Genomic DNA, 20,345 nt, shown 5'->3' with positions numbered 1-20,345 from the left:
GAATCGAATCAGGTGCCGGCGGTGAAGAACGCGGCGAGCCGGGTGTTGATGTTCTCGGCGATCTCGTTGGCGGCACGGTCCTCGGCGTCACGCACCGCGCGGTTGCGGGCGAAACGCTGGTAGGAGCCGGGCATGTCGTAAGACACGCGCGAGAACGTCGTGCCGGTCATCACCGATTGGCCGGTCGCGACCTCGATCAGATTGTACTGGCAGTCGATGCCGTAGTTCTCGCTGTTCGGCAGGCCGGTGGTGGGATCGACGATCAGGGACGTCTTGCTGGAATTGAAGCGGATCACCAGGCGGTGGGTCGGCGGCATGCCTGTGGCCGAGCCGTAGAGCTTGAACGCCAGGGCGTTACGGACTTCGACGCCGACCCGGGCTTCACGCGAGGCGTTCGCCTTGTCGATCGGCGGCAGTTCGACGCCCATCAGCTTCTCACGCAAGCCGGGAGTACCGTCGGTGTGCTCGGCATACATCGGCCGGAAGCAGCCAGCCGTCAGCGCTGCCAAGGCGGCAACCGCGAGCAGGCGGGCTGCAATACGGATCCTAGCCGACAACATTCACGATCCTCTTGGGGACGATGATCACCTTGCGGACGGGCTTGCCGTCCAGGGCCAGCTTTACAGCATCGAGGGCCAAAGCGGCAGCCTCGATTTCCGGATTCTGGGCCGCTGTTGCAACTGTGACCTCACCCCGCTTCTTGCCGTTGACCTGAACCACCAGGGTCACGCTGTCTTCAACCAGCAAATCGCGTTCGATTTGCGGCCAGTTGGCCTCGGAAACCAGCCCGGGCTGACCCAGACCATTTTGAAACAGGACTTGCCAGCACTCCTCGGCCAGATGCGGCATCATGGGGGAGAACAGCTGGACCAGGATCTGGCTGGCCTCCCGGATCGCCCAGGCCAAATCTGGAGCAAGGTCAGCCGACGGCTGGCTGGACCGCTGGAGCACCTCCGAGAACGTATTGGTGAATTCGCGGATATGGGCGAGGCAGACGTTGAAATGCAGTCGCTCGACGCCGGTCGTGACCTTGTCGAGCGCGCCATGGGCGGCCTTGCGCAAGAGGAGCGCATCATCGCCGAACGAAGCCGGTCGGGCCGCAGGCGCAGCCTTGGCGAGTTCCATGGCATCGTTCACCAGCCGCCACAGCCGCTGCACGAAGCGCGAGGCGCCCTGGACGCGCTCATCGCTCCAGATCACGTCGCGGTCGGGCGGGGAGTCCGACAGCATGAACCAGCGGGCGACGTCGGCGCCATAGGTCGCGATGATGTCGTCGGGGTCGACCGTGTTCTTCTTCGACTTCGACATCTTCTCGATCGCGCCGATCTGGACGTCTTCGCCGGTCGCAATCAGCGTCGCGCGGCGGCCGTTGCCGCCGACCTCGATCTTCACCTCGGCCGGCTGCACCCAGCTGCCGTCAGCCTTCTGGTAGGTCTCGTGCACCACCATGCCCTGCGTGAACATGCCGGCGAATGGCTCGTCCAGTGCGATGTGCCCGGTCGCCTTCATGGCGCGGGTGAAGAAGCGGCTGTAGAGCAGATGCAGGATCGCGTGCTCGACGCCGCCGATATACTGATCGACCGGCAGCATCCGGTTGGCGACCGCGGGCGTCGTCGGCGCGCTCTCGTTCCAGGGATCGGTGAAACGCGCAAAATACCAGGACGAATCCACGAAGGTGTCCATGGTGTCGGTTTCGCGCTGGGCCTTGCCGCCGCACTTGGGGCAGTTGACGTGCTTCCAGGTGGGGTGATGGTCGAGCGCGTTGCCCGGCTTGTCGAAGCTCACATCTTCCGGCAGCACAACCGGCAGGTCGGCATCCGGCACCGGCACGACGTCGCACTTCGGACAGTGGATGACCGGGATCGGGCAGCCCCAATAGCGCTGGCGCGAAATGCCCCAGTCGCGCAGGCGGAAGTTCACCTGCCGCTCGCCGACCGGCGCGTTGCCACGCGGCTCGGTTTCCAGGCGTTTTGCGACCTCCTCCTTGGCTTGATCGATGGTCATGCCGTCGAGGAAGCGCGAATTGATCATGCGGCCGTCACCGTCATAGGCGGTGTCGGTGATGACAAAGGACTTCGGATCCTGGCCCTCGGGGCACACGACCGGCGTGTTGCCGAGATTGTACTTGTTGACGAAGTCGAGGTCGCGCTGGTCATGCGCGGGACAGCCGAAGATGGCGCCGGTGCCGTATTCCATCAGCACGAAGTTGGCGACATAGACCGGCAGCTTCCAGGAGGGATCGAACGGATGCACCGCGCGGATGCCGGTGTCGAAACCCTGCTTCTCCGCGGTGTCGATGATCGACTGCGCGGTGCCGATCTTCTTGATGTCGGCGATGAACTCAGCGAGCTTCGGGTTCTTCGCGGCAGCTGCCTGCGCCAGCGGATGATCGGCCGAGATCGCCATGAACTTCGCGCCGAACAGCGTGTCCGGGCGCGTCGTGAAAATCTTCAGCTCGCTTTCGCCGGCGGGCGTGGTCGCCTGATCCAGCGCGAAGCGGATCAAGAGGCCCTCCGAGCGGCCGATCCAGTTGCGCTGCATCAGCCGCACCTTGTCGGGCCAGCGGTCGAGCCCATCCAGCGCCGACAGCAGTTCCTGCGAGTACTTCGTGATCTTGAAGACCCACTGGCTCATTTCCCGTTGTTCGACAACGGCACCAGAGCGCCAGCCGCGGCCGTCGATCACCTGCTCGTTGGCGAGCACGGTCATGTCGACCGGATCCCAGTTGAGCTTGCGCTTCTCGCGCTCGGCGAGGCCGGCGGCGAGCATGTCCAGGAACATCTTCTGCTGATGCTTGTAATAGCTGGGGTCGCAAGTCGCGAATTCGCGGCTCCAGTCCAGCGACAGCCCGATCGAGCGGAGCTGCTTCTTCATCGCGGCGATGTTGTCGTAGGTCCAGGCCTTGGGTGCGACCTTGCGCTCGATGGCGGCGTTCTCGGCCGGCAGGCCGAAGGCGTCCCAGCCCATCGGGTGCAGCACGTTGAACCCCTTGGCGCGCATGAAGCGGGCCAGCACGTCGCCGAGCGTGTAGTTGCGGACATGGCCGATATGGATGCGCCCGGACGGGTAGGGGAACATCTCCAGCACATAGTATTTCGGCCGCGAATCGTCGTTCTTGGAGACGAAGATCGCCTGTTCGTCCCATTGGCGTTGCCAGCGCGGCTCGGCGTCGCGGGCGTTATAGCGTTCGGAGGTCATGGAATCGTTGCGTTTTCGTGGTTTTGGCGGCTGAAGAGGCCGGACTAGGCCATAGAAGTCCTCGGGGGGTCAATGGGTTGCCGCAGCCGGCGGGGCCTCGCAATGCTGCTCCGCAAAAGTACGGATGAGGGTATTCGGATCGGATTAAGGGGGCGGTGCGAGGTTGGCCGCCAAAAGGACACCGCGTCAGGCGATGGCCTCAGATCTCGACGATCCCGATGACCACGGGCCCGAGGCGGGGTTTGCGAAAAAGGCCTGCGAGCTCGATCGACAGCCGAAGCTGCAGGCTAGCTTGATCCGAACCCGAAGGACCGCGTTAGCGCAATGCGTGCAGCGGTTCTCCGAAGGATCATGCTCAAATGGCTAGCCCGCCATCGCGATCTCGGCGGTGGTGCCCTCGATCCGCAAAATGCCGTGCTCGACGACATTGTTGCGGCCGCGATGTTTGGCCGCGTAGAGCGCGGCGTCGGCGGCTTCGATCAGATCGCCCGGACGCAAGACCTCGTTCGGCCGCGTCGCCGCAACGCCGATCGACACCGTGACCACCATGTGGGCGGAGGTGATGTGCGGCAGGCAGAGCTTCAGCACGGCCGCGCGCACCTGTTCGCCGATTTCGACGGCGCGCATCACGTCGGTGTTCGGCAGCAGCAGGCAGAACTCCTCGCCGCCATAGCGGGCTGCGAAACCCATCGTGTCGGCGGCGATGCCGGACAGCGACTCGCCGAGCCGGGTCAGGCAGGAATCGCCCTCGAGATGGCCATAGGTGTCGTTGAACAGCTTGAAGTGGTCGACGTCGATCATCAGAAGCGCGAGCTCGCTGCCATATTGCTGCGCGCGCATCCATTCGAAGTCGAGGCGGCTCTGGAAACCGCGGCGGTTGGCAAGTCCCGAGAGCATGTCGATCGACGCCATCACCGTCAGCCGGTCGTTGGTCGCGATCAACTCGCGCTCGCGCTGGCTGAGCTGGGCGGCCATTGCGTTGAAGGCGCGGGCGAGCGGCACGAATTCCGCTGGCAGCCGGTTGCGCGCGGCGCGGGCCGAGAGGTCGCCTTGGCCGAGCCGCTTGGCCATGTCGGCGAGCATCTCGATCGGCTTGATCACGAGCTTCTCGGCGGCGATCAGCGCGCCGAGCAGCACGAACATGACGACGAAAGCCAGCTGGAGATAGGCCGTGCGGATGTCGCGGCTCACTGCCGCGGACACCTTGTCCTCGTCGATGCTGGCGATCAGGCGGGAATTGGTGCCGGCGATGCGGATGAAGCTGACCGCGCGACGCGATCCGTCGGCGGCGAGGAACGACAGCGAGCCTTCGTCCTGGTCCGAGCGCAGGGCCATGTCGGCGATGGCCGACATCAGCGGCAGGTTGTCGAGCGGACGACCGACCGCAGCATGCTGGTCGGCGGGCGCGGCCAGCACGGTGCCGGCGCTGTCGACCAGCACCGCCGTGATGCCGGCGCGGCCGCCCAGATTGTTCATCACCTTCGACATCCAGTCGAGGTTGACGGTCGCGAGCACGACGGCGTCAGCGACGCCGCTGAACGCAGACACCGGATAAACCGCCATGACGGTCGGCGACTGCACGGGCCGCGACAGAATGAAGTCGGACAGCACGAAGCGGCCGGTTTCCTGCGCCTGCTGGAAATAAGGCCGATCGCTGAGGTCGAGGCCGACATACATGTTGTTGGTCGCGCACTGGATGCGGCCGTCCTGACCGGCGATCAGAAGCGTGCGGATCCAGGGCAGGCTCGTCGGCAGGCTTGCGCGCAGCACATCGCAGCTCTTGCTGACGCCGCCGGCGGAGGCGCGGATGAAGGCTTCCGATTTCAGGATGGTCTCGACCGACGAGATCACCTCGCGCTGTGCATCGGCGCTGTGTCTTGCGACCGTGGTGAATTCAACCGTAGCCTGCGCGATCTGCTTGGTCCGGGCGTCTTCAAGCGAGCGAATGCGCTCGAGCATCAGAGGCGCGACCAGAATCACCGCGAGCAACGCAAGCCGGGCCCTGATGCCGAGGACCTGCTTGAGTTTTGCTCGTTTGCGGTTGAAACTGACGTTTGCCATCTGCGCGACCCACCCCGCGCGCCAAGGTAAAGCGAAGGGTTCAAAAACCCTTTCTTGAACTCGGTAAAATTGGAACTACCTCCGTTACGGTCACAGCCCAATCGACATCATGACAGAAGAAAACGCAGCGCCGGTAACCGGCGATTCACCAAATGCGCTCGCCGCGGTCGAAGCGGAAATCGCGCGCGCCTGCAAGGATGCGCAGCGCGAACGTGCCTCCGTGACGCTGATCGCAGTGTCCAAGACGTTTGCGGCGGATGCAATTATCCCGGTTATCGGCGCCGGACAGCGCGTATTCGGCGAGAATCGCGTGCAGGAGGCCAAGAGCAAGTGGCCGGCGTTAACGTCTGTTTACTCCGACATCGCGCTGCATCTGATCGGGCCGCTGCAATCCAACAAGGCGAAAGAGGCGGTCGCACTGTTCGATGCCATCCATTCGGTCGACCGCCCGAGCATTTGCCAGGCGTTAGCCAAAGAAATCGAATCCCAGAACAAGCACCCGCAACTCTTCGTCCAGATCAACACCGGCGAGGAGCCGCAGAAGGCCGGCGTCGCCCCCGGCGAGGCCGACGCCTTCCTCGCGAGCTGCCGCGACACCTATGGCCTGACGATCTCCGGCCTCATGTGCATTCCGCCGGTGGACGAGCCGCCGGCGGCGCATTTCGCTCTCACCGCGAAGATCGCTGCGCGCAACGGATTGCAGAACCTGTCGATGGGCATGAGCGCGGATTATGCGACCGCCATCATGCTAGGTGCCACCCACGTGCGCGTGGGAAGCGCGATCTTCGGGCATCGGTGATCGCGTGCGATTTGTTTTAGTCGTCCTGGCTTTCGCCAGGACGACTAAGAGGGGCGAGTTACGCGAACCTCACCGACACCTTGCCCAGCACGCCAAAGTCTGCGGCAAAATGATCACCAGCCTGGATCGGCAGCGGCGGATGGCAGGTGCCTGTCGTCACCACCTCCCCTGCCCGCAAGGTGATGCCGAGCCCGCGCAGCTCGTTGGCGAGCCAGGCGAGTGCAACGCGGGGATCGCCGAGCACGTTCTTGCCGTGACCGGTGTAGCCCTCGCCGCGCAGCGTGATCTGCGGCCGCTCCTCGACGAGATCCATCGCGCGCCAGTTCGCGCGCGTCGCCGCGCCCAGCACGAACAGATGTGCACAGGCGTTGTCGGCGATGAGCTGCGCCTCGCCGGCGCTGGCGAAATCGGTGAAGCGTGAATCCGGAATTTCGATCGCGGGATGCAACGTGTCGACGGCCGCGAGCACTTCGTCCAGTCCAAAGGACGTCGATCGCGGCGCAAGATCGCGTCCCATGCGGAAGCAGAACTCCGGCTCGCCGACGCGCATCGCGTTGCCCTTCATCGATGCGGTGCCGCCGTCGGCAATCACCGTGTCGCTCATGATGCGCCCGGCCAGCGGTCCCGCGACATTGATGTGCTTCTGTCCGGCCTCGCTGGTTGCCGCGATCTTCCAGCCAAACAGTTGGCCGAGCGATTGGTTTGCGAGGACGGCCTGCACGGCGTAGCCATCAGCACGGCTCTGCGGGCGCAGCGATGTCTCGAGCGCATCGAGCTTGCTGCCATCGCGCCAATGCTGAACGAGAACCTGCGAAGCGGCGGCGATCCGATCGTTGTCGAGCATGCGTCCTCACCCGATGATGATTTTTGTTCTTGGACCCAGCCGCCGCAGCAATTGCAGCATCGCCGCCTTGGTCATGGAGACACAGCCCGCGGTCGGACCGAAATTGTCGCGCGCCAGGTGCAGAAACACGGCGCTGCCACGACCCGCGATGCGCGGCCTGGTGTTGTGGTCGATCTCGATGATGAAGTCATAGAGTTGATCGGCGCGCTTCAGCCGGTCGCCGCCCTCTCCCTCGGCGCGCCGGATCCACTGGTTGTAGTGACGATCGCCGGGATCTTCGCACCAGGCGTCAGACCCGGTGATGATCCGCGCCGGCAGAAACGTCCTGGGACGGCTGTGCCGGTCGCCCCGCCACCACAATTGCCTAGGACGAAAATGGCCCCGGGGAGTACCGCCATCGCCCTCGCGCTTATTGGCCAGAATACCGCCGCGCCCCAGCGCCACGGGAATCGTCAGGCTGCCTGCCGTCAGCCAGCCCCGGCGCGGACTCCCGGCGGCAGGCCTAACGCGGATCGCGGATAACGGTCCGTGGCCTCGATTTCCGGTGTAACTGACTGACACAGCTTTATTTTTCATGTGAATACGCGATGTCGAATTCATTACAGGACATTCATCGAAACGCCCTGCTATTCTGGGTTAGAGTAATTCCGGCTTGTGAATCGGCAACAGCCCACTACTTCAACACGAACAACAATAAGAACAGCGACCCCTAAACTTCCCATCACGGTCGGGTGCGGCATGAATGCGCGTCCGTCCGACCCCAAAAGGATGATCCCCCATGGCCAATGCCCGCAAGATCCTGATCGTGGATGACGATACCGATCTGCGCGATACGTTGGTGGAGCAATTATCGCTACACGAAGAATTTGAAGCTTCCGCCGTCGATACTGGCGCCAAGGGCGCGAGCGCCGCAAAGGCCAACGCTCCCGATCTGGTCCTGATGGATGTCGGCCTCCCCGACACCGATGGCCGCGAGGTGGTCCGCTCCCTGCGCAAGGGCGGCTTCAAGGCGCCGATCATCATGCTGACGGGTCACGACACCGATTCCGACACGATTTTGGGCCTGGAATCCGGCGCCAACGACTATGTCGCCAAGCCCTTCCGTTTCGCCGTCTTGCTGGCCCGTATCCGCGCCCAGCTCCGCCAGCACGAGGCCAGTGAGGACGCCGTGTTCTCGGTCGGCCCCTACTCCTTCCGTCCCGGCTCGAAGATGCTGACCGCGGCCAACGCCCGCAAGGTTCGTCTCACCGAGAAGGAAACGGCAATCCTGCGCTTCCTCTATCGGGCCGGCCAGATGCCGGTGTCGCGCGAGACCCTGCTCCAGGAGGTCTGGGGCTATAATTCCGGCGTCACCACACATACGCTGGAAACCCACATCTACCGCCTTCGCCAGAAGATCGAGAAGGACGCCGCCAACCCGGAAATCCTGGTAACGGAAGCCGGTGGCTACAAGCTGGTGCCGTGATACGTTCCAGGAACGCGCGATTCGTCGTAAATTGGCGCGTTTCTCGAGCCTCGGACCGGAATGTCGATCGACGATGACGTAGCGCTGCTTGAGCGTGTCCCGACACTGCGCCTGTTGGGAGATGCCTCGTTGCGCATGCTGGCGATCGGCTCCGAGCAGCGTGACTTTGTCCGCGGCGACATCCTGTTCAATCTCGGTGACGATGCCGACGCCGGCTTCGTGGTTCAGCGCGGCGCCTTTCGCGTCGACGATGGCGCCGGCGCCGAGATGATCGCAGGTCCCGGCACCCTGATCGGTGAGCTTGCGCTGGTCGTGCCGATGAAGCGGCCATCGGGCGCGGTTGCGCTGGAGCATTCCTCCGTCATCCGCGTCGCGCGCAGCCTGTTTCAGCGCGTGCTCGAGAGCGATCCCGCCGCCGCACTTCGCCTGCGCGACGAATTCGCAATCCGCTCCAGCCAGATCGCCAGCGATATCTTGATGGCCGGCGCGAAGCTCAGCACGTAGCCGGCTCAAACCTCCAGCGTCACCGTCACCGGCACATGGTCCGACGGCCGCTCCCAGCTGCGGGCATCGCGCAAAATCCTGAAATCCTGGACCGCGTCCTTCAGCGCGCGCGAGACCCAGATGTGATCGAGCCGCCGGCCGCGGTCGCCGACGGTCCAGTCGGCGGAGCGATAGCTCCACCACGTGTAGACCTTTTCCGACATCGGAATGCGGTCCCGCGCGACGTCGACCCATTCGCCGGCGCTGAGCGCGGCCTGCAGCTTTTCGGTTTCGATCGGCGTATGCGAGACGACTTTCAGCAGCTGCTTGTGCGACCACACATCGTTCTCGTGCGGCGCGACGTTGAGATCGCCGACCAGGATGTGGCGATCCTCTCCGCGCGGATGCAATGGCTCGCACGCCTTCATCTCGTCGAGGAAGCGAAGCTTGTGATCGAACTTTTCGTTCAGCGCGGGATCGGGAATGTCGCCCCCGGCGGGCACGTAGAAATTATGCAGCACCAGCGGTTTTGCGATGTTGGCCTTGGTGCCGAAGGACACGGATATATGGCGTGAATCCACCTTGTCGCAGAAGGTGCGGATATCGGTGGTCTCGAACGGAATCTTCGAGACGATGGCGACGCCGTGATAGCCCTTCTGCCCGTTCAGCGCGACGTGCTCGTAACCCAGCCGCTTGAAACGCTTCAACGGAAACGCGTCGTCGATGCATTTGGTCTCCTGAAGACACAGCACGTCCGGCCGCGCGCTCTTGAGAAACTTCGCGACCAGGTCGATGCGCAGCCGCACCGAATTGATGTTCCAGGTTGTCAGGGAAAGACGCATGGGAGTTGCGTCTTAGCAAGCTCTCACAAGGTGGGCAAAGGCGCAAAGCGCCGTGCCCACCGTCTTTTCGAGCTTGGAAATGGTGGGCGCAGCGCTTTGCCGACCTTACGGGGCCTACCCCGGGGACGGCACGCTGTAATTGGTGAAGTCGATCTTGAACATATTGGGATCGAGCTTCTTGCTGGTGTCCAGATTATAGACCGCGAATGTGGTGTCGTAGCCTTGCGGATCGGTCACGGTCCATTGCTTCAACTGGCCGTCCTTGGCGCCGAGCATCAGCAGGAGGCGACTGGTGCCGACCAGTGCCTGCTTCTCCTCGATGGTGACGCTGATGAAGAGGTCGTCGGCGGTGACGCTGACGACGTTGGTGTCCTTCATGAGGTCGATGCGGTCGGACAACAGGAAGCGCAGCGGCGTCTGTGACAGCGGATAGACGTCCTGTGTCGCGAGCTTGCGATCGCGCACCACGACGGAAGATCCATCGGCAACGATGTCGATCGGGCTCGGCGGATCATATTCGACGCGCATCTTGCCGGGCTTCTGGATGTAGAAGTCCCCCTGCGTCTTGCTGCCGTCGGGGCCGACCTGGACGAAATTTCCGACCAGCGTCGACAGCGAGGACAGATAGGCGCTGACCTTGGCCGCCTGCGCCTTCTGGTTCGCATCGAAGCTCTGGAAGATGCTGCTCGGCACGTTGCGGCGCGGATCGGGAATGATCGGATTCGGCGGCGCCTGCGTTGCGCCTGTCACTGCGGGTCCTCCGCCTCCGGCTTGCGCACCATCGCGCCCCTTCGGCGCCGGCTTCGGCACGGGCACGTTCTGCGCAAACGACGCTGCAGTCGCCATCGCGGCAGTGACGAGAAGCACGCCCACGACGCGCGCGCTGCGCGCAGCGAGAGAGGCTGCGAATCCAATGTCCGGATGTCTGGTCAACGCGTCGTCCTGTGTGGCTGGGCGTCGTTTTAGCGTGATTTCGGGCAAAAGCAGAGATCGAATTTGCGTGAGGATATCATTCAGAGGCGGGCCGGAAGCCCTTTGCCTCACATATGGCTGTCTTCTTCCTCGACCAGAATCTCGCGCTTGCCGGCGTGATTGGCGGGTCCGACGATGCCTTCCAGTTCCATGCGCTCCATCAGCGATGCGGCGCGGTTATAGCCGATTTGCAGCCGGCGCTGGATGTAGCTGGTCGAGGCCTTGCGGTCGCGTTTGACGATCGCAACGGCCTGCTGGAAGAGGTCGCCGCCGCCATCCGCGCCCATTCCACTGGCGTCGAACACCGCGCCGCCATCTTCGTCCTCGGTGGGCTCTTCGGCGGTCACAGCTTCGAGATATTCGGGCTGACCCTGCGTCTTGAGATGACGCACCACCTTCTCGACTTCCTCGTCCGATGCAAAAGGTCCATGCACGCGGCTGATGCGGCCGCCGCCGGCCATGTAGAGCATGTCGCCCTGGCCGAGCAGCTGCTCGGCGCCCATCTCGCCCAAAATGGTGCGGCTGTCGATCTTCGACGTCACCTGGAAGGCGATGCGGGTCGGGAAGTTGGCCTTGATGGTGCCGGTGATGACGTCCACCGACGGACGCTGCGTCGCCAGGATCACATGCAGACCGGCGGCGCGCGCCATCTGCGCGAGGCGCTGCACCGCGCCTTCGATGTCCTTGCCGGCGACCATCATCAGGTCGGCCATTTCGTCGACGATGATGACGATGTAGGGCAGCGGATCGAGCGAAAGCTTCTCTTCCTCGTAGATCGCCTTGCCGGTTTCCTTGTCGAAGCCGGTGTGCACCGTGCGCGTCGGCTCTTCGCCCTTGGCCTTCAATTCGAGCAGGCGCGTGTTGTAGCCGTCGATGTTGCGCACACCGAGCTTGGCCATGTTCTTGTAGCGCTCTTCCATCTCGCGCACGGCCCATTTCAACGCGACCACCGCCTTCTTCGGATCGGTCACGACGGGCGTGAGCAGATGGGGAATGCCGTCATAGACGGAGAGTTCGAGCATCTTCGGATCGACCATGATCAGCCGGCACTGGTCCGGACGCAGCCGGTAGACCAGGCTGAGGATCATGGTGTTGATCGCAACCGACTTACCGGAGCCGGTGGTACCGGCGATCAGCATGTGCGGCGTGCGCGCGAGATCGATGATGACGGGGTCGCCGCCGATGGTCTTGCCGAGGCAGAGCGGCAGTTTTGCGACGGTGTCGGTGGCTTCCTTCGCCACCAGCAATTCGCGCAAGTAGACTTTTTCGCGATGGGCGTTCGGCAGCTCGATGCCGATGGCGTTGCGGCCGGGCACGACCGCGACGCGCGCCGACAGCGCGCTCATCGAGCGGGCGATGTCGTCGGCAAGTCCGATCACGCGCGAGGACTTGATGCCGGGCGCCGGCTCCAGCTCGTACAGCGTGACGACGGGACCCGGATTGGCCTTCACGATCTCGCCGCGGACGCCGAAGTCCTGCAGCACGCCTTCGAGCGCGCGCGAATTGGTTTCCAGCTCGGCCTTGCTGAGCGGCTGGCGATCGCCGGCCTTCGGGGCGGCCAGCATGGAGACGGACGGAAGATCGAACTTATCGGTGGATTTCTTGGAAGCGGCTTTCGGTGCAGCCTTTTTGCGTGGAGCGCGCGCGGCCGGCTCCTCCTCCTCTTCGTCGTCCTCCTCTTCCACCGGTTCCTCGTGCTCGTCCTCGTAGTCCTCATCTTCGGACTGCGGCGAGATCGAAGGCGCGGCGCGACCGCCGCCGAGATTGGGCTCCTGACGGGAGAACGCGACCGCCTTGGCCTTCGGTCCGCTCGAGACCAGCGAGCGATAGGCCGCGCCGAACAGCCAGATCAGCCGCGCCTTGGTGCTCATCAGTGCATGGAACAGCCAGCCCAGCGACACCGAGCCACGATCGCTCTCCTCGTCTTCGTCGAGCGGCTTGTCGTCGTCCTCGATCTCCGCGAGCTCGTGGTCATGCTCGCGCGCGCCGAGCCCGCATGCGATCAGGAAGGTCGCGGCCAGCGCGACGAAGAGGATGGCGCCGAGCACCATGCGATAGATCACGCCGGGCGGTCCGAAGATCACTGCCGGCGCGCGCACCAGCGCATCGCCGACCACTCCGCCGAGTCCGGTCGGCAGCGGCCAGGCGCCGCCATGCGGCCAGCAGCTGACGAAGCCCGCCGCGATCACCGTGCAGAGAATCCAGGAGCCGAGCCGCAGCGCCTCGCGATCGAACGGGCGATGGGTCATCATGCGCCAGCCCCACACCGCGACCGTCAGGATCAGCATGATCGCGCCGAGCCCGAGGATCTGCATCGCAAGGTCCGCGCCGATGGCGCCGGCATAGCCGAGAACGTTGTGAATCGGTCGCGACGTCGCGTGGCTCAGGCTCGGGTCCTGCACCGACCAGGTCATCAGCGCGGCGGACGCGACGCCCGACAGCGTGACCAGGCCGAATCCGCTGAGCTCGCGCACACGCCGGGTCAGCGCCTCGCGGATCGAGGGCGGCAGATGGCCGACCAGGGGAATGACACGTTCGATTGTCGACATGCTCATGGGCCCGCCTAACCCAGAGTTTCGACCAGCCGGTGCAGCGCCTGCGCCGTGGTCTCACTATCCTGCACCAGCGCCAGGCGAATGTAGCCGGTGCCGGGATTGAAGCCGTCGGGCTGACGCCGCGCCAGAAAGGAACCGGGCACCACGCGCACGCCGGCTTCCCTAAAAAGCTTCAGGGTCACGGAGACGTCGTCGCCGACCCCGGACGTATTGAGCCAGACGCAGAAGCCGGCGTCGGGCCGGCGATAGCCGTAACGATTGCCGATGATCTGGTCGGCAAGATCGAACTTGATCCGGTAGAGCCTGCGGTTCTCCTCGACGTGCGCTTCATCGCCGTAAGCCACGGTCGCGACATGCTGGAGCGGCACCGGCACCTGGGGCGCTGCGATGTTGCGCAGCTCCAGGAACATGCCGATGAACTTCCTGTCGCCGGCGGCGAAGCCGACGCGTAGGCCCGGCAGGTTCGAGCGCTTCGACAGCGACTGGAACGCGGCCACGCGGGCGAAATCCGGACCCGCACATTCGAGTGCGCTGCCAGGTGCCTGACGGGTGTAGATTTCGGAGTAGCACTCGTCGCTGAGGATCATGAAGTTGTGGCGATCGGCGAGTTGCTTCAGCCGCGTGAAATAATCGCGCGAGGCGACCGAGCCCTGCGGATTGGCCGGCGAGGCCAGATAGAACGCGACCGTGCGTGCCAGCGTCGCTTCGTCGATCGCGTCGAGATCAGGCAGGAAGCCGTTTTCGACGGTCGTCGGCAGATAGACCGGCTCGCAGGCCGCGGCGCCGGCGCCTGCGCCATAGACCGGATAGAACGGGTTCGGCATCAGGATGGCGGGCTTGCCGGGACGTGGGCCGACATAGCGGGCTGCTGCGATCGCGGCGAGGAACAGCCCTTCCCGGCTGCCATTGAGGACGAGAATCTCGCTCTTGGGATCGAGCGGTCGCGGCAGCCTGAAGCGCGACGACAACCAGGCGCTCGCAGCCTGGCGGAACGGCTCGGTGCCCTGGTTCATCGGGTAACGGCCGAAATCGGCGATGTGCTTGGCCAGCACCGGCCCGACGAAGTCGGGCACGGGGTGCTGCGGCTCACCAACCGCAAGCGAAATCAACGGCTTGCCAGGCTGATGCGGCGCCAACAGCTCGTTCAGCCGGACGAAGGGCGAGCGTTCGTTGTCGGAGCTTCCACCGGCTAGCGGCGCACGGGATGAAGCGGTCATGACCATTCTGGGCGCCAGCACTCTTGGAACGGCCGGGCATGGAGACGCCGGCGGGTAAGCGGTTCAGTTCACCATAGATAGGGCGAGGTTAAGACGCGATTAACCATCGGCCGCCCGGCCCGTCCAGAGCGGGAATAATGAGGCCGGAAAACAACGGGATGCATGGCGGCTTCGTCACCTCTCCCGCTTGCGGGAGAGGTCGACGCGAAGCGTCGGGTGAGGGTTCTCTCCTCTTGGGGGTTCTCGCCTGCGGAGACACCCCCACCCCAGCCCTCCCCCGCAAGCGGGAGAGGGAGCGCACCGTCTCCCCGGCCTAATGCCCCGGTAGCTTCTCGAATGTCGCCATGCCGGCGGGGATGGCGTGGAACTCCTGCTTGTCGCAGGTGTAGATCGCCATCTGCGGATGGAACTGGCTCGGCTCGTCCAATGTGCCGACTTTCACGACCGCTGCCGGCAGTCCCGGCACCTTGGTCACCAGATGGGTGCCACACTCGGCGCAGAATTCCCGTGTCACGGCGCGGGCGAGGTCCTTGCGGGTGAACTGCTTGGGTTGTCCGGTGATGTAGGTGAAGCCGGCCGCCGGCATCGCGATGAAGGTGTTGGGCGCGCCGCCCGAGATGTACTGGCACTCGCGGCAGTGGCACTGCGCCTGCATCATCGGATCGCCCTCGGCCACGTAGCGCACTTCGCCGCAATAGCACCCGCCTTCCAAACGCATGACGACCTCCCGTGTTGTTGTTCGTTGTGGTCGTTATTTCTGCGCCGGCAATCCGGAATGGCAATGCTTTTCTTCGGAGCGGCGTCGAAAAGAATCCTGGCAAAAAGAATTGGCAAAAAGAAAGGGGCTCCAGCTTGCGCTGGAGCCCCTCAACGGTCGGGGCATTGCCGGGTATGTGCCCAAACCGTAGGTCTGGATGCGATCTCCGAGAGAAGATCGCATCCCGGGAGAGTGCTTACATGTTGTAGGCGCGCTCGGTGTGGTCGGTGATGTCCAAGCCTTCACGCTCGCTCTCGACATTGGCGCGCAGGCCAACGATCACATCGACGACCTTGTAGAGGATCGCCGAACCGACGCCTGACCACACCAGCGTGGTGCAGACGGCTTCGATCTGGGAGAGCATCTGCGCCGCGAAGTCATAATCGGCAACCTTGGGCGGGATCGCGGTGTAGTCGATGATGCCCGCACCACCGAGAGCCGGATTGACCAGGATGCCGGTGCCGAGAGCGCCGACGATGCCGCCGATGCAGTGCACGCCGAACACGTCGAGCGAGTCGTCATAGCCGAGCGCGTTCTTCACGACGGTGCAGAAGAACAGGCAGACCACGCCGACCACGAGACCGAGGACGATCGCACCCATGACGCCGGAGAAGCCGGCGGCAGGCGTGACGGCCACGAGGCCCGCGACGGCGCCGGAGATGACGCCGAGCACCGACGGATGACCCTTCACGATCCACTCCGCGAACATCCACGACAGCGCGGCGGCTGCGGTGGCGACGAAGGAGTTGGTCATGGCGAGGGCTGCGCCGCCATTGGCTTCGAGGTTGGAGCCGGCGTTGAAGCCGAACCAGCCGACCCAGAGCAGCGAGGCGCCGATCATCGACATGGTCAGCGAGTGCGGAGCCATCAGCTCCTTGCCGTAGCCGACGCGCTTGCCGATCAGGAGAGCGCCGACGAGACCTGCGATACCGGCGTTGATGTGCACCACGGTGCCGCCGGCGAAGTCGATCGCGCCCTTCTTGAAGATCCAGCCGGCGTCGGCGTTGATCTCGTCGAGCTTGGCCTGAGCCGCGGTCTTCGCCGCCGCATCACCCGCCGCAGCCAGAGCCTTGGCCGCGTCCTGGATCGCGTCCGGGCCGGGCCAGTACCAGACCATGTGCGCGATCGGGAAGTAGATCAGCGTGACCCAGAGCGGGATGAACAGGGCGATCGCCGAGAACTTCATGCGCTCGGCAAAGGCGCCGACGATGAGGGCGGGCGTGATCGCCGCGAAGGTCATCTGGAAGCACATATAGACGAGCTCCGAGATGTTGGCGTCGACCGAGAAGGTCGCCGCCTTCGAGTCGGTGGTGACGCCCATCATGAAGGCCTTGGAGAAGCCGCCGATGAAGTCGGAACCGCCGGTGAAGGCGAGGCTGTAGCCGTACACGGCCCAGATCACGGTGACGACGCAGACGGTGTAGAACACCTGCATCAGAACCGAGAGCATGTTCTTGGAACGGACGAGGCCGCCGTAGAACAGCGCGAGACCCGGGATCGTCATCAACAGCACGAGGACTGTCGATGTCAGCATCCAGGCGTTATCCCCCTTGTTGACCGTTGGCTCGGCGTAGGCTGCGGTCGCAGCGAACAGGCCGACTGCGAGAGCCGCCAATCCCGCGCCATAGGGACGCTTAAACGTCATTTCATTTACTCCTGATTGGATTTTGGTTGAGCGCGAAATCAAAGGGCCGCAGCGTCGGCCTCGCCGGTGCGGATGCGGACCGCATGGTCGAGGTTGATGACGAAGATCTTGCCGTCGCCGATCTGTCCGGTTTTCGCAGCCGACGTGATGGCGTCGATGGTCTTGTCGACCTGCTCGGAGGCGACAGCGACTTCGATCTTGATCTTGGGCAGGAAGCTCACGGCATACTCGGCGCCGCGGTAGATTTCCGTGTGGCCTTTCTGACGGCCATATCCCTTGACTTCCGTCACCGTGAGACCGTGAACGCCAATGGCGGTCAGGGCGTCACGGACTTCTTCCAGCTTGAATGGCTTGATAATCGCCATAACAATTTTCATGGGTCCTATCCCCGCTTGGGCCCGGTCCGGACATGGCCGGGCGTTTCTCGACTGGTTCGCCACGAGGGAGAAGTTCACTACGCGGGCACAGCCGAGGCCTTTAGAATCAAATGCCGTGCCAGATCGGGCGCGTTGCCTAACGGACTATGAAGACGGGGCTTTTCGCGTTTGGCGGGTGTTGCGCTGCAGTGCGCTATTACGTCGCGCCCAATCCATGGTCAGGCCTGATCAAAAAGCAGGCATGACAGGCTGCCGACACAATTGCTGCTCATGCGTCGTGCAGGCAGAAGGTATTTAATTACAGTCAGACGTGCCAAAGGGGCTCGCCGGCCGCAAAAATATCGGGCCGGCCCACAGCGTGCTCACGGGTTACGCGCAGCCAATCAATGTGATCAGGGCCGGCTGCCGGACCGTCATGCTGCGTCGCGCACTGCGAAAACCCGGTCGACCAGTCCCCATTCGACTCCCTGCTGCGCGGTCATGAAGTGGTCGCGGTCCAGGGTCCGTTCCACCTCCTCTTCGGTGCGTCCGCAATGCTGCGCGTAGAGTCGGATGATGCGCCGCTTGGTTTCCTGCATCTCGTTGGCATGGATCAGGATGTCGGACGCCTGGCCCTGGAAGCCGCCGAGCGGCTGGTGCACGTGAAGGCTGGCATTGGGCAAAGCGGCGCGGTGACCGGGCTCGCCGGCCATCAGCAGGAACGAGCCCATGGAGCGCGCGGTGCCCATGCACAGCGTATGAACCGGGGCCTTGATGAACTGCATGGTGTCGTACATCGCGAGCCCGGAGGTGACCACGCCGCCATAGGAGTTGATGTAGAGATTGATCGGCCGGCCCGGATTCTCCGCCTCCAGGAACAGCAGCTGCGCACAGACCAGCCCGGACATCGCGTCATTGACCTCGCCGTTGAGGAAGATGATGCGCTCGCGCAGCAGCCGCGAATAGATGTCGAAAGATCGTTCGCCGCGGGCGGATTGTTCGACGACCATAGGGACGAGCTGAAGCATGTCGCGCATCGGCGACCTCCATGTCTGCAGGTGATGAAGTTTGTGGTTGCTAGGCCGCCGCGCGCATCAGGCAGCGATTGCTGTTGGCCGGCTGCGGCAGCTTGGCGCCGATGTCCTGCTGGATGATGCGAAAGCGGGTGCCGCCGTCCTCGTTCGGCTCGATCCGGAAGATGACGCGGCTTTCGCGAAACGGCGGTTCGGAATCGCGAAGCCGGTAGCGCACCTCTTCGCCTGGGATCGACGATTCCGGCTCGGCGCCGGCAAGGTCGCAATCCGGCAGCCAGCGCTCGCGCAATTCAGGAATGGTCACGGCGCGCCAGACTTTTGCCGGCGGCGCATCGAATTCAAATTCAAGCACCAGGTTTGCGTCAGGACGATCAGGCTTCATGGCGTCGCTCATTGATCCAATTCTTATTGATCCATGTCCTTCAAGAGATCGGCCAGTGCTTCCATGCGCTTCGGCCAATAGGCGCGGTAGCGCGCAAGCCATGCCCCGATGGCGACAATTCCGTCCGGGTCGACTTCGTAATTGACAAAGCGGCCCTGCCGCTGCTCGCGCACGAGCCCAGCCGCGCGCAGCACCGAAAGATGCTGCGACATCGCGGGTTGGCTGATCTCCAATCCGTCACGCAAGGCGCTGGCATTCAGGCTTCCGCCCGCGAGCTTCTCAAAGACCTTGCGCCGGGTCGGGTCGGCCAGCGCCTTGAAGATATCGGCTTCGATCATGGCAACACATAAGCATACGCTTATGTGTTGCGCAAGCCTGAATTCAAGCTCCGATTACTGAAGCGCCTCGCCATGCTGCGAGATGTCGAGCCCTTCGAGCTCGTGCTCACGCGAGACCCGCAAGGGCACGAACAGGCCGACCAGCTTGAGCAGGACAAAGCTTACGCCCGCGGACCAGACGAAGGTGACGGCGACGCCGTAGAGCTGGATCAGGAGCTGCTGCGGATGGCCTTCGATCAGGCCCGCGGTGCCGCCGATCGCGCTGGTCGCGAACACGCCGGCGAGCAGCGTGCCGGTCAGCCCGCCGATGCCGTGGACGCCGAACACGTCGAGCGAGTCGTCATAGTTGAAGCGGTGCTTCAGCCAGGTGCAGGCCCAGTAGCAAATGACGCCTGCAGCGATGCCGATGACGATGCCGTGCCACGGCGCGACGAAGCCCGAGGCCGGCGTGATGGTGCCGAGGCCGGCCACGGCGCCCGAGATCATGCCGAGCACGGAGGGCTTGCGCCGCGTCGACCATTCGATCGCGCCCCAGGTCAGTGCGCCCGAGCAGGCCGCAAGATGCGTCGCGATGATTGCCAGCACCGCGCGCGAATTGGCGGCACCGGCCGAGCCGCCGTTGAAGCCGAACCAGCCGACCCACAACAGGCCGGTGCCCATCACCGCAAGCGACAGATCGAACGGCGACAGATTTTCGGTGCCGTAGCCATGACGGCGTCCCATCACCTTCGCAGCGACGAGGCCGCCGGTGCCGGCCGACAGATGCACGACGAGGCCGCCGGCGAAATCCAGCACGCCCATGCTGTTGAGGAAGCCGCCGCCCCACACCCAATGCGCCAGTGGAATGTAGACGAAGATGAACCAGGCGACCGAGAACAGCAGATAAGCGGAGAAACGCATGCGGTCGGCGACGGAGCCCGCGACCAGCGCCACCGTGATGATCGCGAACGTCATCTGGTACAGCATGAACAACGCTTCCGGGATCGTCTTCGCCGCCGGATTGACGCTGTCCATGGTCATGCCGGCGAGGAACCAGCGGTCGAGCGAACCGATCCATGGGCCGTCACCGACGAAGCACAGCGAATAGCCGAATGCGACCCAGAGGATCGAGATCAACGTCACCGCGGCAAGGCTCTGCGCCATGGTCGCGAGCACGTTCTTCTTCCGCACCATGCCGGAATAGAACAGCGCGAGCCCGGGGATCGTCATCATCAGCACCAGCGCAGTGGCGACGATCATCCAGGCGGTGTCGGCGGTGTTGATGTCGGAGGTCGCGGCATGCGCCGGTGCGGCCATGAGCGACACAAATCCCATCGGCGCAGCCATAGCGGCCACGCGGCGCAACAATCCCGCCATGTCATTTCCCCCCGGCATAGTAATGGCGTCGCACGCATGGC

General features: G+C 64.0%; 19 protein-coding genes. 3 read left to right on the top strand and 16 right to left on the bottom strand.

Annotation, left to right across the window (positions count from 1 at the left end):
• Positions 1-8 precede the first annotated feature (8 nt).
• The 3 genes from lptE to JQ587_RS01150 all read right to left on the bottom strand — a co-directional run bounded on the left by lptE (position 9) and on the right by JQ587_RS01150 (position 5,259).
• Positions 9-560 carry an LPS assembly lipoprotein LptE gene (gene lptE, locus JQ587_RS01160; RefSeq protein WP_212301886.1) on the bottom strand — a complete coding sequence of 184 codons (552 nt, stop codon included), beginning with the start codon at positions 558-560 and terminating at the stop codon, positions 9-11.
• Positions 547-3,198 (bottom strand): leucine--tRNA ligase, encoded by a 2,652-nt coding sequence (gene leuS / locus JQ587_RS01155; protein WP_212424169.1) that lies wholly within the window; start codon positions 3,196-3,198, stop codon positions 547-549. Before leuS ends, lptE begins: the two co-directional genes overlap by 14 nt.
• Positions 3,199-3,561: 363 nt before the next feature.
• Positions 3,562-5,259, bottom strand: a complete 1,698-nt coding sequence (locus JQ587_RS01150) for a sensor domain-containing diguanylate cyclase (RefSeq protein ID WP_212301884.1) — start codon at positions 5,257-5,259, stop codon at positions 3,562-3,564.
• Between the two features lie 109 nt (positions 5,260-5,368).
• Between JQ587_RS01150 and JQ587_RS01145 the strand changes: the two genes are divergently transcribed.
• Positions 5,369-6,058: a YggS family pyridoxal phosphate-dependent enzyme gene (locus tag JQ587_RS01145; RefSeq protein WP_212301883.1), complete on the top strand. Its 690-nt coding sequence runs from the start codon at positions 5,369-5,371 to the stop codon at positions 6,056-6,058.
• A 58-nt stretch (positions 6,059-6,116) separates the two neighbouring features.
• On the opposite strand, the gene JQ587_RS01140 is transcribed toward JQ587_RS01145, so the two are convergent.
• Together JQ587_RS01140 and JQ587_RS01135 are read right to left on the bottom strand one after the other, a co-directional pair.
• Entirely contained in the window at positions 6,117-6,902 is a 786-nt protein-coding gene (locus JQ587_RS01140; protein WP_212301882.1) for a 2-keto-4-pentenoate hydratase, read from the bottom strand.
• Between the two features lie 6 nt (positions 6,903-6,908).
• A complete protein-coding gene (locus JQ587_RS01135) occupies positions 6,909-7,478 on the bottom strand; it encodes a L,D-transpeptidase family protein (RefSeq protein ID WP_212424428.1) in 570 nt (189 codons plus the stop codon).
• Between the two features lie 202 nt (positions 7,479-7,680).
• Here JQ587_RS01135 and JQ587_RS01130 point away from each other — a divergent pair, with 202 nt between their 5' ends.
• Together JQ587_RS01130 and JQ587_RS01125 are read left to right on the top strand one after the other, a co-directional pair.
• On the top strand, positions 7,681-8,367 hold the full coding sequence (locus JQ587_RS01130; RefSeq protein ID WP_007598630.1) for a response regulator transcription factor: 687 nt from the start codon (positions 7,681-7,683) through the stop codon (positions 8,365-8,367).
• A 60-nt stretch (positions 8,368-8,427) separates the two neighbouring features.
• Entirely contained in the window at positions 8,428-8,871 is a 444-nt protein-coding gene (locus JQ587_RS01125; protein ID WP_212301881.1) for a cyclic nucleotide-binding domain-containing protein, read from the top strand.
• A gap of 5 nt (positions 8,872-8,876) precedes the next feature.
• Here JQ587_RS01125 and xth read toward each other — a convergent pair whose 3' ends face one another.
• The 11 genes from xth to JQ587_RS01070 form a co-directional block, all read right to left on the bottom strand.
• The gene (xth, locus tag JQ587_RS01120) at positions 8,877-9,692 is read right to left on the bottom strand and encodes an exodeoxyribonuclease III (protein WP_212424168.1); all 816 of its coding nucleotides are present in this window, start codon (positions 9,690-9,692) and stop codon (positions 8,877-8,879) included.
• A 114-nt stretch (positions 9,693-9,806) separates the two neighbouring features.
• On the bottom strand, positions 9,807-10,538 hold the full coding sequence (locus JQ587_RS01115; RefSeq protein ID WP_249149672.1) for an outer membrane lipoprotein carrier protein LolA: 732 nt from the start codon (positions 10,536-10,538) through the stop codon (positions 9,807-9,809).
• Between the two features lie 194 nt (positions 10,539-10,732).
• Positions 10,733-13,219, bottom strand: coding sequence for a DNA translocase FtsK (locus JQ587_RS01110; RefSeq protein ID WP_212424167.1), 2,487 nt, complete (start codon positions 13,217-13,219; stop codon positions 10,733-10,735).
• An 8-nt stretch (positions 13,220-13,227) separates the two neighbouring features.
• On the bottom strand, positions 13,228-14,442 hold the full coding sequence (locus JQ587_RS01105; RefSeq protein ID WP_212424166.1) for an aminotransferase class I/II-fold pyridoxal phosphate-dependent enzyme: 1,215 nt from the start codon (positions 14,440-14,442) through the stop codon (positions 13,228-13,230).
• Between the two features lie 307 nt (positions 14,443-14,749).
• Positions 14,750-15,154, bottom strand: coding sequence for a GFA family protein (locus JQ587_RS01100; RefSeq protein WP_212424165.1), 405 nt, complete (start codon positions 15,152-15,154; stop codon positions 14,750-14,752).
• A gap of 235 nt (positions 15,155-15,389) precedes the next feature.
• Positions 15,390-16,838, bottom strand: a complete 1,449-nt coding sequence (locus tag JQ587_RS01095) for an ammonium transporter (RefSeq protein ID WP_212301875.1) — start codon at positions 16,836-16,838, stop codon at positions 15,390-15,392.
• Between the two features lie 38 nt (positions 16,839-16,876).
• Positions 16,877-17,215, bottom strand: a complete 339-nt coding sequence (locus JQ587_RS01090) for a P-II family nitrogen regulator (RefSeq protein ID WP_027535364.1) — start codon at positions 17,213-17,215, stop codon at positions 16,877-16,879.
• Positions 17,216-17,628: 413 nt separating this feature from the next.
• Entirely contained in the window at positions 17,629-18,231 is a 603-nt protein-coding gene (locus JQ587_RS01085) for an ATP-dependent Clp protease proteolytic subunit (RefSeq protein ID WP_212424164.1), read from the bottom strand.
• A gap of 40 nt (positions 18,232-18,271) precedes the next feature.
• Positions 18,272-18,622 (bottom strand): SRPBCC family protein, encoded by a 351-nt coding sequence (locus JQ587_RS01080; RefSeq protein WP_212301873.1) that lies wholly within the window; start codon positions 18,620-18,622, stop codon positions 18,272-18,274.
• 11 nt (positions 18,623-18,633) lie between these two features.
• Positions 18,634-18,948, bottom strand: coding sequence for an ArsR/SmtB family transcription factor (locus JQ587_RS01075; protein WP_018646000.1), 315 nt, complete (start codon positions 18,946-18,948; stop codon positions 18,634-18,636).
• A gap of 54 nt (positions 18,949-19,002) precedes the next feature.
• Positions 19,003-20,304 (bottom strand): ammonium transporter, encoded by a 1,302-nt coding sequence (locus JQ587_RS01070; protein ID WP_212424163.1) that lies wholly within the window; start codon positions 20,302-20,304, stop codon positions 19,003-19,005.
• Between the last annotated feature and the right edge of the window lie 41 nt (positions 20,305-20,345).

Source organism: Bradyrhizobium manausense (assembly GCF_018130615.1).
Classification (GTDB): Bacteria; Pseudomonadota; Alphaproteobacteria; order Rhizobiales; family Xanthobacteraceae; genus Bradyrhizobium; species Bradyrhizobium manausense_A.
The sequence above is the reverse complement of the archived record's forward strand: the minus strand, read 5'-3'. Positions and strand labels throughout refer to the sequence as shown.